General features: G+C 57.7%; 12 protein-coding genes. 7 read left to right on the top strand and 5 right to left on the bottom strand.

All coding sequences use genetic code 11. From position 1 onward, the window contains the following. Window positions 1-84: 84 nt before the first annotated feature. The 4 genes from HOC_RS15650 to HOC_RS15665 form a co-directional block, all read right to left on the bottom strand. Window positions 85-2304 (bottom strand): TonB-dependent receptor, encoded by a 2220-nt coding sequence (locus tag HOC_RS15650; protein ID WP_084146380.1) that lies wholly within the window; start codon window positions 2302-2304, stop codon window positions 85-87. A 252-nt stretch (window positions 2305-2556) separates the two neighbouring features. Next, on the bottom strand, window positions 2557-3573 hold the full coding sequence (locus HOC_RS15655) for an alpha/beta hydrolase (RefSeq protein ID WP_206741589.1): 1017 nt from the start codon (window positions 3571-3573) through the stop codon (window positions 2557-2559). A gap of 116 nt (window positions 3574-3689) precedes the next feature. Beyond that, complete coding sequence (locus HOC_RS15660; RefSeq protein ID WP_035540325.1) at window positions 3690-4898, bottom strand: lipase family protein; 1209 nt, start codon at window positions 4896-4898, stop codon at window positions 3690-3692. Window positions 4899-4902: 4 nt separating this feature from the next. After that, a complete protein-coding gene (locus tag HOC_RS15665) occupies window positions 4903-5937 on the bottom strand; it encodes a threonine/serine dehydratase (protein WP_084146383.1) in 1035 nt (344 codons plus the stop codon). An 81-nt stretch (window positions 5938-6018) separates the two neighbouring features. Here HOC_RS15665 and HOC_RS15670 point away from each other — a divergent pair, with 81 nt between their 5' ends. Together HOC_RS15670 and HOC_RS15675 are read left to right on the top strand one after the other, a co-directional pair. After that, on the top strand, window positions 6019-6660 hold the full coding sequence (locus tag HOC_RS15670; RefSeq protein ID WP_162174878.1) for a helix-turn-helix transcriptional regulator: 642 nt from the start codon (window positions 6019-6021) through the stop codon (window positions 6658-6660). Window positions 6661-6663: 3 nt separating this feature from the next. Beyond that, entirely contained in the window at window positions 6664-7614 is a 951-nt protein-coding gene (locus HOC_RS15675) for a Rossmann-fold NAD(P)-binding domain-containing protein (RefSeq protein ID WP_084146384.1), read from the top strand. A 34-nt stretch (window positions 7615-7648) separates the two neighbouring features. On the opposite strand, the gene HOC_RS15680 is transcribed toward HOC_RS15675, so the two are convergent. After that, on the bottom strand, window positions 7649-8089 hold the full coding sequence (locus HOC_RS15680) for an Lrp/AsnC family transcriptional regulator (RefSeq protein ID WP_035540330.1): 441 nt from the start codon (window positions 8087-8089) through the stop codon (window positions 7649-7651). A gap of 127 nt (window positions 8090-8216) precedes the next feature. On the opposite strand from HOC_RS15680, the gene HOC_RS15685 reads away from it, so the two are divergent. The 5 genes from HOC_RS15685 to astD are packed head-to-tail and all read left to right on the top strand — an operon-like array spanning window position 8217 to window position 14651. Then, window positions 8217-9428 carry an aspartate aminotransferase family protein gene (locus tag HOC_RS15685; RefSeq protein WP_035540332.1) on the top strand — a complete coding sequence of 404 codons (1212 nt, stop codon included), beginning with the start codon at window positions 8217-8219 and terminating at the stop codon, window positions 9426-9428. Continuing rightward, a complete protein-coding gene (locus tag HOC_RS15690) occupies window positions 9428-10489 on the top strand; it encodes an arginine N-succinyltransferase (RefSeq protein ID WP_035540333.1) in 1062 nt (353 codons plus the stop codon). The genes HOC_RS15685 and HOC_RS15690 overlap by 1 nt, the downstream gene beginning before the upstream one ends. Then, window positions 10482-11795, top strand: a complete 1314-nt coding sequence (locus HOC_RS15695) for a VOC family protein (RefSeq protein ID WP_035540335.1) — start codon at window positions 10482-10484, stop codon at window positions 11793-11795. Before HOC_RS15690 ends, HOC_RS15695 begins: the two co-directional genes overlap by 8 nt. Beyond that, entirely contained in the window at window positions 11788-13206 is a 1419-nt protein-coding gene (locus HOC_RS15700) for an FAD-binding oxidoreductase (protein ID WP_035540337.1), read from the top strand. Before HOC_RS15695 ends, HOC_RS15700 begins: the two co-directional genes overlap by 8 nt. Then, on the top strand, window positions 13203-14651 hold the full coding sequence (astD, locus tag HOC_RS15705; protein WP_035540340.1) for a succinylglutamate-semialdehyde dehydrogenase: 1449 nt from the start codon (window positions 13203-13205) through the stop codon (window positions 14649-14651). Before HOC_RS15700 ends, astD begins: the two co-directional genes overlap by 4 nt. Window positions 14652-15097 lie beyond the last annotated feature (446 nt).

The following is a 15097-nucleotide window of genomic DNA, read 5'->3' on the forward strand; positions in this document are numbered from 1 at the left end:
AAGAAGGCCAGTATCTCGGCGCTCAACAGGATTGGATACAGAGGGCGGAGCCGATACTCGCATACGGCTCCGCCCAGATGCCACCTAGAAGCTTTTCTTCAAACTCACGCCGAAAGTCTGAGGCATGACGAAGGATTCCGCCGGTGATCCCGCATATGAGAAGGCGTTGGACAAAGTCGCGGTGTCATCGTCAAAAAGATTTTTTGCGAACACCGACAGGTCCCAGCTATCAGACTGAACGCCGATCCTGGCATTGACCAATGTATAGCCACCTACTTCCTTATCTTCGGTAACACCGAAGCGCGTATCAAGCTGATTGGCGATCACGTTATCTCTGAACTCTTCGTAGAGATGTGACTTGTATGAGCCAACATAGTTTACATTGCCATTTGCATACATCTGCCACCCATTCTGGAGTGGCTTTTCATACGACAAGGCGAGATTGAACATCGTCTCAGCAGATGCCGGAAGGCGCTGGGATTTATACCCCGTCGTCCCTTCAAGCTCGGTTTTTACATAAGAGCCATTGAGGCTCGCGGTGAGACCTTCTGTCAGCAGATAGCTGAACTCTGCCTCGACACCCTTGCTCGTTGCACTACCGAAGTTGACGAGCGGCGTATAGGCGCCGCCGGCAAGCGTCAGGTAGATGGGGATATCCGTCCAGTCAGCCCAGAAGATTGCGCCGCTGAAGTTTCCTCGGCCACCTGCGAACACTTGCTTCGTCCCGATTTCATAGTTCCAAAGCGAATCCGAGGTGTAGGAATAATACTGCTCTTCGTTAGGCACATCCACACCTGGAAGGTTTGGGGGCGCGCCATTGAACCCACCAAGCCGATAACCCTTGGATATCTGGAAATAGTAGAGTTGGTCTACACTCGGCTCAAAGCGAAGATTGAACCGGGGAGTCCACACCTTTTCGGCTTGCGTACCGGATTCCGCATCAACTGTGACATCCTGCTCGTAGTCAGAGTAACGGATACCAAGGTCGAGGCCCCATGCACCCGGAAGATCAATGTTCGCTTCCGCGAACCCGGACCACTGCGTTGTGTCGATATTCCGGTCTATTTCAAGAATCTGCCCCAGAAGGGCGTCATCCGTAAAGAGACGGACACGGTCTGAAGTCTCTTTGCGATAGAAGGCACCGACAAGCCACTGGATGGCGGAATCAGTCTCAGACGCCATTCGAAGCTCTTGTGAAAAAACATCTCCCTTCACAGTGTCATCAGCAAAGAGATCATATGAATCGAGACCATACAGACCGGGAGGCCCTGCCAGTGCTTCGACATTCCCATCGAACAGGGACGCATCGCGGCGCCCTTGAAAATCGGTTTCATAATACGCCGTGACCGAGTCCAGACGCACTGAGTCAAAATCATAACCAACATTCAAGTTATACAAATCAAAATCGGTGTCGCCAAACTCATCCCCACGACGCCTTTGAGCATTACCGCTATTTTCAAACGGCTCCCGGACCCTCTGCCCGTCAGCCTCGGTACTTTGGCTGATCACCTGGAACAGGACATCCATCTGTTCGGTCGGCTCCAGCAAGAAAGCAAACCGCCCGCCAGAGATGGTACCGCCTCCGGTCTTGTTCCCGACTTCCAGATTGTCCACATAGTCTGGCTCATCGCGCTGATAAACTGATCCGCGGATTGCTGCCTTGCCTTTGACGATCGGGAGATTCACGGTGGCGTTGAGGTTTGAACCGAGATCATCTGCTCCATTTACGGAGCTAACGGTTGCCGCAAGATCTGCTGAGTACTCGTTGAGTTGTGGACGTTTAGGAATAACGCGTAATGTTCCACCGATCGATCCGGCACCATAGTAGGTTCCCTGTGGGCCGCGCAGGATTTCAATGCGATCAATGTCGACAGGCTCAACCTCGACTGCACCCGTACCGTCATTGAGCGCGACTTCATCGAAATACGTAACGACCGTGCCCGCGAGCGTACTACCGCCTGCTGCAGTCGCCAGACCGCGAATGATCACATTATTCGATCCAATACCTGCCTCGACGAGCGCGACACCTGGCACCGTCGTCAGATAATCCCTGTACTCGGTCGCCCCGATTTTTTTCAGATCATCACCCGTCACAGCGGAAATTGAATATGGTGCGTCCAGGATGTCTTCTTCACGTTTACTGGCCGTAACCGTAACCCGACCTAGAACATATGCCTGCTCCGTCGGTGCAGAATCCACCGTATTTGCCGTTTCTTGCGCCGCCGCAGCGTAGAGGGATGTTGCGAGAAAAGCGAACGGAATGATCGCGGATGTTGAACGCAATCTCTTTGTTAAGTCAGTCATTTTTGTTATTCCCCTTATTGTGCTTGAATTGGTTCATAGATGTTACCGGTCTTGTTTCCAGCATCAGGACCGCGATTGCATCGATCTGCGCAGCTATTGTGTCGACCACAGCAGATTCCACATATTTTTGAGCTCCAGGTTCTCGAAAGTGTTTCGCCTTCAGCGATCGTGGTTATCAATTTCTTGGGTCGGATTGCCTGTCGATAAGGCTGGCTCAGAATGCTGATGTCACAGCGCTGCACTTTGCTGCAATCAAGGCTCGGGCTTGAAATGCTCTCGCCAGAATGTCACTGCCCGCGAATAAGCCATATTCGCTTCAGGCGTGCCGTCGAGAAGCGACGGGAAGACATGCGGCATGCCTTCGTACAGATCGAGGGTCGCATCTCCGTGGTCGCGCCGTATGGCCTGACAGAGACGGACAGAGTCACTCAGCAGCATCTCCCTCGTTCCGGTCTGGATCAGGGTCGGCGGAAAGCCACCCGAGTAATCACCATAGGCTGGCGACGCATAGGGATTCTTTCTGTCGGACGGCTCTGCATACTGGCTAATCCGGTAGAGGGCGTCCTCCTTTTCCAAACCAGGATCAAGTAGCGCGAGCGTCGCGAGTGTGTCGCCGGCGCCTGTCAGGTCTGTTGAAGGTGAATGCAGGAGCAGCGCCGCTGGCATCGGCACCCCCATGTCTCTGAGACGCAATATGCTGCCTGTAACGATGGAGCCGCCCGCGGAATCACCAAAGAAGCCGACTCCGTCCGCCTCGTACCCATCCTTCAACAGGGCCTGGTACGCCGTGATCACCTGCATCGTGATCTCGTCCCATTTAGCTTCGGGAGCGAGCGTGTAGTCGACAGAATAAACTGTATAGCCCGTCGCCTCGGCCATCAGCACTGCCGATTTGAGAGACGACCTGGCCGAGAGGTAGGTGAACCCTCCGCCATGCACGTAGAGGATAATGTTATCGGCGGTGCCTGGCGTATGTCGCGCCACTTTCAGCGTGGGAATACCGCCGAGTTCGACTGCCTCGATTGTCGGCTTCAACTGCTCAAGCAGAGGGGCGTTAAAGACCTCCATCATTTGCTCTCGCATCTGCCGCCGCGCCTGCCAGTCTTCTGTTGTAACGGCTGGCGCTTCGTTCGTCTGATAAGCGCGCGCATAGCTCACCAGGGTTTCCATCTTCGCCTTGGCCTCTGGTGAAATTGTGTCAGAAATCCAGAACCTGTCAGGCGCCTCTATCGACATCGCGTCATTACTCCCAGTTTCAACTTTTTTCATCTCGCCCGTGGGGGATGCACACGACGGAGTCACGAACAGCGCGGCGCATAGCGCTACGAATCCTCCCGAAATTCTGCGCATGCCTGCGTGGCGGTTTTGGGCCCTCTGATGTTTGATCATTCGCTTGATCCGCATGTGTTATCGACGGCGTCTCCCGCCATCAGCTTCCGAACGAACGGAACGGAATCCTCAAGAGACTTGTTCACCGCAGTGCTGTGGTCTTCGCCCTCATAGACGTGATGTTCGACGCTCACGCCCGCACGGCAAATCGTTTGAGCAAGATCCTCCTGAAACGCTGGTGCGACTTCGATATCATCGGCACCAGTCCCGATGAACACGGGTGCCGCGTAGCCAGTGGCGGGCTGATTCAATAGCGAGATGTATTGCTTCATTACCTCGAAACCGTGAGGCTTGAGCGTTGTGGACCAGTTGAGCTCCGCGATGCTCATGTCGTACTCAAGATCCGCTACGCAGCGTGTGTCCGCCAGCGGCAGAACCGTCATCGCCTTGGCCGTGAGCATATCTTCAGGCTTGAGCTCCGGATCGATTAGCGAGAGCGCCCGGACGACATAAAGGGCATAGGCCGACGTTGAATCGATCTTTGCGTCTGCGTCGCCAATCAAGTCTGCCCGTTCCAGATCAACCGTCCCTGCGCCGGTTGCAACAACGCCTATAACATTGAGATCCGGTGCATACTCAGATGCGTGAGCGGCAGCAATCACGACAGCTCCGCCGCCCTGCGATTGCCCGACCAACAATACCTTGTTCGAAAGTTCAGGTGCATTGCGCGTGACTGCACGGGCGGAATCAAGGATGGAGTATCCAGCAGCCCTGCCCGCAATGTAAGGATGAAGTCCGGCTGTCCCGAGCCCCTCATAGTCCGACGCGACAATCGCAAAACCTTCGGACAGCCATTTTGAAAGATAGGTGCGGTCACGGTATGTCATGCCTGTCCATGAGGGTGCACAGATATCTGCAATCCCCTTCGTCCCATGCCCCCATGCGATGACGGGCCAACCGCCCTCTGGCATGTCGCCCTGCGGGTAAAACAGCGCTCCCGACACGGTGACAGGCGTCTGTCCGTCAATGCCATCCGTCGACGAATAGAGTATGCGCTCGGCACGCGCTGCGCCGGGAATGGACAGAGCTTCCGCAAGAGGCTCCTTACGAAGCATCTCCCCCGGCAGTGTAGGTGCCGCCTCTGCCCATGAATAGAATTCAGACACGCGCCCATCGAAAGGAGCATCCGCGCCAGGCTGCGCTGTCGCGCACGCGCCAGCGAGCAGCATACCCGTCATCACGCTGGCGGCTCTCATACTTTTCATCACATTACTCTCCATTGCCGGCCTTGAAGGCCTGTTCAAACTTGTCATAAGAAATATTCCGCCCACAAAGTATGACGGCAACCGTTTTACCTTCGAGGCGGGGCGCGCATGATCTCAGTCCTGCGACGGCAAGCGCGGCTGAGCCTTCGACAATCAGCCGTTCGTCGCGTGCCAGAAGCACGATGGCAGCAATTATATCCAGCTCGGAAGCCAGGACCGAACTGGGTGCAATCTTGTTCGCCAGAGAAATTGTCACGGAGCCCGGCTCAACGCCTCCCGCCGTGCCATCCGCGAGAGTGGGTAATTCTTCGACGTCAACGGCTCGTCCCGCACTCATGGAATGAAGAAGGCTTTGCGCGTGCTCAGGCCAGACCGCGACCAACTCCGTTTTCGGGCGCTCAGTCCGCAGCACCGCCCCCACACCGCAAAGCAGGCCGCCGCCGCCGACTGAAAGGACGACGGCGTCAACCGATGCTTCATCGATGATTTCGAGGCCGCACGTTCCCTGTCCGGCAATCACGTCCAGATCATTGTACGGAGACACATAGACCTGCCCGGTGCGTTCCGAAATCCGCCTGGCTTCGAGTTCAATCGTCAGCGGATCTGCTGCATGAAGAATGATATTTGCGCCAAGGCCCCGAATTGCTTCAAGCTTGGCACGTGACGCGTGTTCCGGCGCGTGGATTGTGGCGACAATACCCAGTTCTGCTGCCACCGTCGCAACTGCCAGACCGTGGTTGCCGGTTGACGCCGTGATCACACCCATTTTGCGCTGAGCCTCAGGGAGCGACACTAACTTGTTAAACGCCCCACGAAACTTGAAGGCCCCCGTTGGAAGCATCTGGTCGCACTTCAGCAATATGCGCGCGCCAGTAAGATCAGACAGGATTTTGCTCTCGATCAGGGGACTTACCGGGGTGCGACGACGCAGAGCGACCAGCGCTTCGCGTGATTTCCCTGCCAGGAGACCAAGGCTAACCTGATCATCCTGGTTTGGCAGTGGGTACATATTACCAGGATCTGCCTCGGGATGGTCCATATGAGAAATTCCACTTGCTAGAAGATACAATTAACGATATTTCCAGTTTAGAATGTTTGTCAATGGCGTATGGAGAGAACTTTGAAACAGCTGTCCGATTCAGAAGCCTATGTACCTGCGCTGCGCCCGCACTTTGCTGTGGCTGATGGGATTGCCGTCGTTTTCGCGCCGTATGCAGAAGTTGTCGTGCACGATCTTGCGACGGAATCCATTGCGTATATCGCCAACCCGATTTCCAAACGCGCCCCCGGCGATCCTTCACAACTTGAAGACATCGAATTCGATGTATCAGAGGATCTTGTTGGTCCTTACGTGAAGACAAATTGGGATGGACGCCGCTTGAAATGCATCTCGATCGTCCTGACTGATCAGGAGAAGGCGATAGGTCTCTTCTGTATCAATGTTGATGTCAGCCAGTTTGATCAGATACGCATAACCCTGGATGGATTCCTTGGCGCAAAGCCACGAACAGATGATGTCCAGGCGCTATTCGTCCATGACTGGCATGAACGCATAAACGAATTTATTGCCCACTGGTGTTCGGAGAATGATGTTCGGATCGCTGATATCGATCGCCCTGCCCGTCGGAAACTCATCCTGGCATTGAAGGAGAGTGGCGCCCTCGAACAACGCCGCGCACCGGCCTATATTGCACGCATACTGAGCGTTAGCCGCGCCACAATCTACAATGAGCTTGCTGCCATCAAGCAAGAACAGAGCTGAATAATGCTAGTCCATCAAAGGGACCGCATTCTGGGAGCTGTCGACACATCTCTTGCCATCAAAGCAATCGAATCGTCGTTTTGCGACTATTCGTCGGGGAATGTTCAATCCGGCGCTGTCGCTCACTTGCGGTTTAAAGCACCGCCTGGCGATTTCCACGTGAAGTCGGCCCATATTGGCAGCTCGCCCTATTTCGTGGTCAAGATGGCGGGGAGCTTCTACAAGAATCCCGAACGCGGACTGGCGTCAAGCAATGGCGTTATGATGGCGTTTGACGCGCAGACCGGGCATACAATCTGCCTTCTGGCGGACGACGGCGCGCTTACAGACTTGCGCACAGCGCTCGCAGGCACCGTGGCCGCGCGCCTTGTTGCGCCTGCCCGCGCTCGAACCCTGGGAATTGTCGGCGCAGGCACGCAAGCGAAGCTACATGCAATCTGGGTCTCCCACCATCTCGGGATTGAGAACGTCCAGATCTGGTCACGTCAGCCTGCACGCGCCCAGCAACTGGCGGAAGATCTCCGAGACCACCCATTTTCGGTAACGGTACAGACCGACCTTTCTCTTCTATCGCGAGCTTGCGACGTCATCGTCACGACCACGCCGTCCCAGACACCTTTGATTACGCGCGATATGATCCGTCCCGGTCTCCGCATTGTCGCAATTGGCGCAGACTCTCCCGGCAAGACCGAAGTGGCTGTGGATGTCATGGCCGCGGCCGATCTCATATTGACAGATTCGACAGCGCAGTGCCTGGCCTATGGAGAATGCGCGGCGCTCGACACGTCAGCCGGCACCCGCACGCCACCAATCATCGAGATTGGTGAGGTATTGCTAGGTCACAGGGAAATCCACCTGCCTGAAGATGCTATCGCGATAGCAGACCTTACAGGTCTCGGCGCACAAGATGCCGCTATTGCTGAACTCGCAATTAAAGGACTTTCGGCCTTGTGATTGTTGCCCGGTGTTGCCTTCGCCGTCTGTTATCTCACGGGCGTCGATTGATACGGGTCGACAGGATAATTGATGAACGTGTGCGCTCCACGCCATCTATGGCAATGACATTGTCAACATAGGCCTCGAGGCTCTGTACCGAAGGCGCTGCAATTACCACGATCAAATCGAACTCGCCACTAACGGAATGGACTTCCTCGACACCCGTAACCCGAGATAGCTTTTTCACGATCGCCTCCATTGTCTTGGGTGCGACCGTGACCATGACATGAGCACTTACCCAATCTCGCTGGTAGGGCGCCGCCAGGATGCAGGTATAGGATTCGATCACCTCAGACGTCTCCAGTCTCTCCAGACGCTTCTGCGCAGTCGATCTTGATACGGAAAGAGCATCGGCAAGATCGGTCACGCTGATACGGCCCGAACGCTTCAGCACTTCGATCATCTCGTAGTCGCTGTCGGTTAGCTTGATCATCTCGTTCAATCACTTTGTCTATCTATAGCATCATACTGCTCAATCATACGCATTATATTGCTCTATTTGCGGATTACAATGCGCGGGCAGATGCTGCACCCATGGGCTAACCAGAAAAGAGGACCCCATGAATCGCGACAGCCTGTTTCCGACTTATGCCCCACCAGCCCTGCAGTTTTCTCATGGCAAAGGGAGCTGGCTGACCGACACGTCCGGCCGCCAGTATCTCGACTTCATTGCGGGCATTTCCGTCAACACGCTGGGCCACGCGCACCCTGCCCTGGTCGAAGCGCTGCACACACAGGCGCAGAAGATCTGGCACCTCAGCAACATGTTCGACGTGCCCGGCCAGGCCGAACTGGCCCGCAGGTATTGCGAGCTGACTTTTGCGGATCGCGTCTTCTTCACGAGCTCCGGCGCGGAATCGATCGAATGCGCGCTGAAGAGCGCACGCAAATTCCACGCGGCGCAGGGCCATCCGGAACGCATAGACATCATTGGCTTCCAGGGCGCCTTCCACGGACGCACCTATGCCTCGGTCAATGCTGCGGGTAACCCCAGCTATATCGAGGGCTTCGGACCTCGCCTTCCCGGCTACAAGCAGGCCCCTTTCGGAGACCTGGATGCTCTCCATGCCATGACGGATGAGCAGACGGCCGCCATCCTGATCGAGCCGGTCCAGGGCGAAGGCGGCCTGCGCCCTGCGTCCCTCGCCTATCTGGAAGCACTACGGGCGCTGTGCGATGCGCAAGGCATCCTGCTGATCTATGATGAAGTGCAATGCGGCGCCGGACGCACCGGACAGCTGTTTGCATACCAATGGAGTGAGCGCGCCGCGCCGGATCTGATGGCGACAGCCAAGGGCGTCGGCGGGGGCTTCCCGCTCGGCATGTGCCTCGCGACCGATGAGGTGGCGCTCCACATGGTTCCCGGCACGCACGGCACGACCTATGGCGGCAACCCGCTCGCGGTCGCGGTCGGCACTGCGGTCCTCAATCACCTGACCGCACAGGGCTTTCTTGAAGACGTCCGCGAAAGATCGGCGCAGCTGCACGGCGAACTGAGCCGCCTGAAGACGAAGCATCCGGACCTCGTGGCCGAAGTGCGCGGCAAGGGCCTTCTGGCCGGCTTCAAGCTCGGCAGCGGCCTCAACACGGCCTTACGTGACTGTCTTCGGGAGAGCGGCCTGCTTGCGGGTGTGGCCGGCGACAACACGGTCCGCCTCGCCCCGCCGCTAAATGTCAGCGCGGCTGAGATCGCGCAAGCCATTGAGATCATTGACGGCGCTCTGGAGAGCCTGAAACAAGTGCCGATGGTGGCCGCTGGAACGTCGCATTAATGGTGCCCTCCGGATACATCATCAGGCCCGTCAACGCCGGTGATCTGGCAGGCCTTTTCGCCCTCTGCCTACAGGCTGGCCCTGGCTTTACCAGTCTGCAGGCAGACGAAACCTATCTGCGCGCGCTGATTACCTGCAGCGAAGCTTCGTTCGGGGCGCCGGATAGCGGCGCCAAAGGCACGCATTTTCTGGTGATGGAGTACTGCCAGACCGGCGATGTGGTCGGGTGCGCAAGCGTCAAGACTGGCGTCGGGTCAGATGCGTTCATGTGCGCCGACTTCGAAATGAGCGGCCCCTCCCACCGCCCCAATGCCCTGACACTGCGCCGGACACTGCAAGGCTTTACGGAAGTCGGCTCACTCTTCCTCCATCCGGCTCACCGCGCGTCCGGTGCAGGGCGCTATCTGGCGAGAGCCCGCTACATGCTCATGGCCACGCGCCCGGACCTGTTCGACCAGCCCATCGTCTCACAGCTGAGAGGCTGGTGCGACGAGGCCGAGTGCTCGCCCTTCTATGACGCGATCTGGTCACCGCGCCTCGGCCAGACCTATGCGCAGACCGATGCCCGGCTCGCGAGGGACGGCGCCGGGTTTGTCCTGTCGGAATTTGAAGGCCTGAATGTGCCACTTGATACACTGGAGGAAGCGGCCCGGCATGCCATCGGGCGCCCTCATGACACGGCCGCTGGCGCATTGTGCTTGCTCGCGCAGGAAGGGTTCCGAGCCTCCTCGCTCATCGACATGTCTGACGGCGGCCCAATTGTTCTATCGACCCTCGGGGAACTGAACAGTGCCCACACGGCCCGGCAGGTCGTCCTGATGGATGGAAGGCCTGAGCCTTCTGCACAGATGATGCTGCTCGCCTCGTCTTCCCTTCAGGATTTCCGGGCCTATGTCGGCTGCGTCAGCATCGATGCCCAAGATCTCGTCATCTGTCACGCGTCTGCGTTGAACCAACTCCGCGCAAGCGAAGAGACGCACTTTCTGATCAGCGCACCGCCACCTGCCACCCCCGGGAAAGAACCCCACGCCCACACCAATTGGAGCCTCGACAATGTCTGAGTTCATCCCCTCATGGCGCCTGCGCCAGCAGTTCGCAGATCGCCTCTCGCTGATGTATCGCGACGAAGTTCCTGCCTATGGAGCGCTCGTCGACCTTGTCGATCGTATCAACTCCGTCGGCAGCGCGACCGAGACCTTTTCCGGCGCCAGACTGGGCCAGGAGCGGCACGGCGCCATTCGCCTCGCCCTGCCGGAAGAACTCTCCCTCCTCCGCAGAGCCCTCGGCGTGCTTGGCATGTTTCCGGTCGAGTATTATGACCTCGCGGCGGCTGGACTGCCCGTTCATTCGACCGCATTCCGCCCGATCGAAGGCGACGCGATTGAGCGGAGCCCGTTTCGCCTCTTTGTCTCACTCGTACGTCTCGACCAGATCGCCTCTCCGGCGCTGCAAAGTGAAGTGCAGCGTCTCACCCGCGAGCGATCCGTCATGTCTCCTGTCGCCTTGCGCTATATCGAGCGAGCAGAGCATCAGGGCGGATTGAGGGACGCGGAAGGCGAAGCTTTCCTCGATGCTCTCACCGAGACCTTCCGGTGGCACGGCGAAGCGCTCTCAACGAAACGCATCTATGATGCCCTGATCAACGAACATCCCCTGCTAGCGGATATTGTCTGCTTCCCCAATCCCCACATCAATCACCTGACCCCGCGCGTCAGCGACATCGACCAGGCACAGCAGAAGATGATCGAGCTTGGCCTGCCCGCCAAGGCTGTCATCGAAGGCCCGCCACGGCGGAACTGTCCGATCTTGTTACGTCAGACGGCCTTCCGGGCGCTTGAAGAGGACGTTACCTTCCGCAATATGGACGGCATCGACGCGGTCGGCGTCCATACCGCCCGCTTCGGCGAAATCGAGTCCCGAGGGGCAGCCCTCACACGCGCGGGCATGGACGTTTACAATGCATGCCTGGCGAGTGGGAACTTCGACGCCCTCCCGGACGACTGGAATGAACTGCGGACGCGAAAACTGGCCTGGTTCAGGTTCCGCCCAGCGCACGGCGCGCGCCTGCCAAACGCGCTTCCTGAAGGCTCAGAAGCCCTGGAAGACCTGATCTCAAGCGGCGCCATCATCCCGGAACCGATTACCTACGAGGATTTCCTGCCGGTCAGCGCAGCAGGCATTTTCCGGTCGAACCTCAGGTCAGAAGCTAAGAGCAATACGGAAGCAAAAGGCAATCCGGCCGCTTTCGAAGAGGCCCTTGGTTGCAAGGTGTCAGACGCGCAAGAGCTTTACGAGCGGGAATCCAGCGCATCGCTGCAGCAATTGTTTGCGCATGACCAGCCGAGAGAGTTGGTGATCCATGAATAGGTCCCTGCCCCCCTCCCTTACCGAACGAGGCGATATAGATCTCGATCCGCAGATCATCGAAACCTATTGCCAGGGCGGACGCGGCGAAAAAGGCTCCGCCCTGTTCGTGGCGCGCCCGCGATCAACGCAGGACGCCTCTGACATCATTGCCTTATGCGTTCAGGAGGGCATTCAGCTTGTCCCCCAATCCGGCAGGACCGGGCTTGTCGGTGCAAGTGTTCCGGACTCGGAAGGCCAACACGCAGTTCTCAGTCTTGAGCGGATCACGGGCGACTTCCATCTCGACCGGATCAACCGAACCGCCACATGCAGCGCAGGTCTTCGCCTGTCTGATATCAACGCCCGTCTCTCGCCTGAAGCACTCTGCCTGCCGATTGATGTTGGCTCAGATCCCTGCATCGGCGGCATGGTGGCCACCAATACCGGCGGCAGCCGCCTTATGCGCTACGGTGATGTCCGGCGCCATGTGCTTGGGCTGACCGTCGTTCTGGGCGATACCAATGGAACAATTGTCCGGCTGGGCGGCGCCTTGCGCAAGACCGCAACGGGCCCGGACTGGAAGCAGCTCTTCGTCGGAACAGGTGCCAGCTTCGGCGTGATTACCAAATGCACCCTCAATGTCGAACCCACGCCCAAACACAGGGCCACCGCACTGATTGCCCTGCCTGACGAGACGGCGCTGCCGGACTTGGTTCTCGAACTGGAACGGCGCTTTGGCTCGCTCCTGTCAGCGCTCGAGTTCATGTCCGCCAACGCAATGCGCGCGGCTTATTCTCACATCCCGTCTTTGCGCAAGCCGTTTGGCAGCGACTTGCCAGACATCGCCTTGCTGGTCGAACTTTCCTGCGACTGGCTTCTGGGCGAGGCGGATCGGTCGCTGGATGACATGCTCATCGGCGGGCTTGTAAAAATCGCGGAGTCCGGCGCGGCAAACATGGCCGATGTCGTCGTCGGGCGGGCCGAGGAAGTATGGGCCATCCGGCACGCTCTGTCTGAAGGCGTCCGTAAACAAGGCCGTCTCTACGCGTTCGACCTGTCCTTCCGGCGGGGCGATGTACTGCGGTTCAGATCAGAAATGAAGGGCAGGCTCGCCCAGCTTTTTCCCGATATAGAGATCTGCGACTTCGGACATGTCGGTGATGGCGGCATACACTTCAATCTTGTCGACCATCTCGCAACAGGCGATTGGTCGCCAGGACGTGAACGCCTGATCCGAGACACGGTCATTCAGGCCGCAGTAGAAGACTTCTCCGGCAGTTACAGCGCAGAGCATGGTATCGGCCCGGTCAACTACCCCTACTTTGACACCTACGCATCGGCCGAAACCAAGCGTTTCTCGGCGGCTTTGGAGTCCGTGACCTCTGGAAAGCGCCTGGGACGTATCCACTTTTCTTCGGAGAATACAAAATGACTGGTCCATTAAATTCAGGCGATTGCTTCATCGACGGACAATGGGTGACTGGCGAGGGCGCGCCCTTCCAGAAGACATGCCCTGCGAGCGGCGAGGTGGTCTGGACCGGCCGGGCAGCTTCGACCGCGCAGGTGGGTCATGCTGTCAAGGTAGCGCGCGCCGCGTTCGACACATGGGGCCGAACGGACCAGCCTGTCCGGAGAGCCGTGCTTGAGCGGTATGCTGCGGAACTGCTCCGCAGAAAAGACCCGATGGCGCTCGCCATCAGTCGCGACATGGGAAAACTGCTCAAAGAAGCCAGCATAGAAGTCGATACGATGGTCGCCAAGATCTCGATATCCATAAAGGCGCAATCAGAACGCGCCGGCGAGCACAGCCTGCCGACCGAATTTGGGCATCTGGACCTGTCCCATAGGCCACATGGCGTGATGGCCGTTTTCGGTCCTTACAATTTTCCCGGCCATCTGCCGAATGGTCACATTGTTCCTGCTCTCTTGGCTGGAAATACATGCGTGTTCAAAGCATCCGAACTGGCACCGTCGGTCGCACCCCTTATGATGGATGCTTTCGAAGCGGCTGGGCTTCCCCCCGGCTGCGTCAATCTGATTCAAGGCGGACGGGAAACGGGTGGGAACTTGATCGCCGCGGATATCAACGGTCTCCTATTCACGGGATCCGAACACACCAGCCGCATGTTTCACCGCTTCTTTGCAGGCCGGCCCGAAGTCATTCTGGCGCTAGAGATGGGCGGCAACAATCCCCTGATCATCTGGGAACCCACGGATGTGGAAGCGGCGACCGAGATCGCGATACAGTCTGCTTATCTGACGACAGGCCAAAGATGTTCCTGCGCACGGCGCCTTATCCTGCCGAAAGGCCGCTTTGGGGACCTCGTTGTCGAGTCCATCGCAGAGCGCGCGAGGCATCTCGCCATTGGCCCATGGAACGACGACGCCGCCTTCATGGGACCGCTCGTTAGCGCGCATGCCGCGGCTCAGGCCGTCGCCTTCCAGAGCAAGCTGATCGCGGACGGGGCGCGCGCCGTCCTCCCGCTGGAACAGAAAGACAAAAACCACGGCTTTGTCTCAGCCGGCCTGATCGACATGTCGGACGCAGCCCCCATGGACGAGGAAATGTTCGGTCCTCTGCTACAGGTTTACCGTGCCGGTGATATCGATCAGGCCATCGCGCTGGCAAATGCAACGCGGTTCGGACTAGCGGGCGGTCTCGTGTGCGACGATCTCCCAACATGGGAACGCGTGAAAGGTCGGCTACGCGCCGGCATTCTCAACCTGAACCGACCGACCGTCGGAGCCAGTGGCCAAATGCCTTTCGGCGGCCCCGGTGCATCAGGGAACTTCCGTCCGGGCGCATACTATGCAGCGGACTATTGCGCTTGGCCGCAGGCCTCGCAAGTGGGCGATCCCGTGCAAAGCTTCGAGTAGTAATGGCTATGTTTCTGCCGACCTCACACCGCGCTAAGCATCTGTGCAGATGCTAGGTTTTGTAGATATGCGGCCAAATGGCTCGCGTGGTGACAGACTAACTCGAAGCCGCCTCCGTTTTTCAGAACCAAACGCCTCCACCCCGGCCCCTACATGCCGCTTACCTTGACAACAGCCTAAATTGTCCCGGCCAATTTCATATTTAGTTTCGTACGGGTCGCTCGGCGAGAGAACAGGTTCGTCGTTAGACATTTTGGGGGCGCTGAAATCGTCCTCGTCTATTACACAATTATTCTCGACAATCGAAATTGTCTTGGGTCTCCGATTTATTACGTCGCGCAAAAATTCCTAAACACACTAACAAATGAGGACTTTGAGCCACACCATATGGGTTACTATAGGAAATATCGGCCAATTGGCCTGCCCCACAGGGGTGATCCACCAGA

Source organism: Hyphomonas oceanitis SCH89 (assembly GCF_000685295.1).
GTDB classification, from domain to species: Bacteria; Pseudomonadota; Alphaproteobacteria; order Caulobacterales; family Hyphomonadaceae; genus Hyphomonas; species Hyphomonas oceanitis.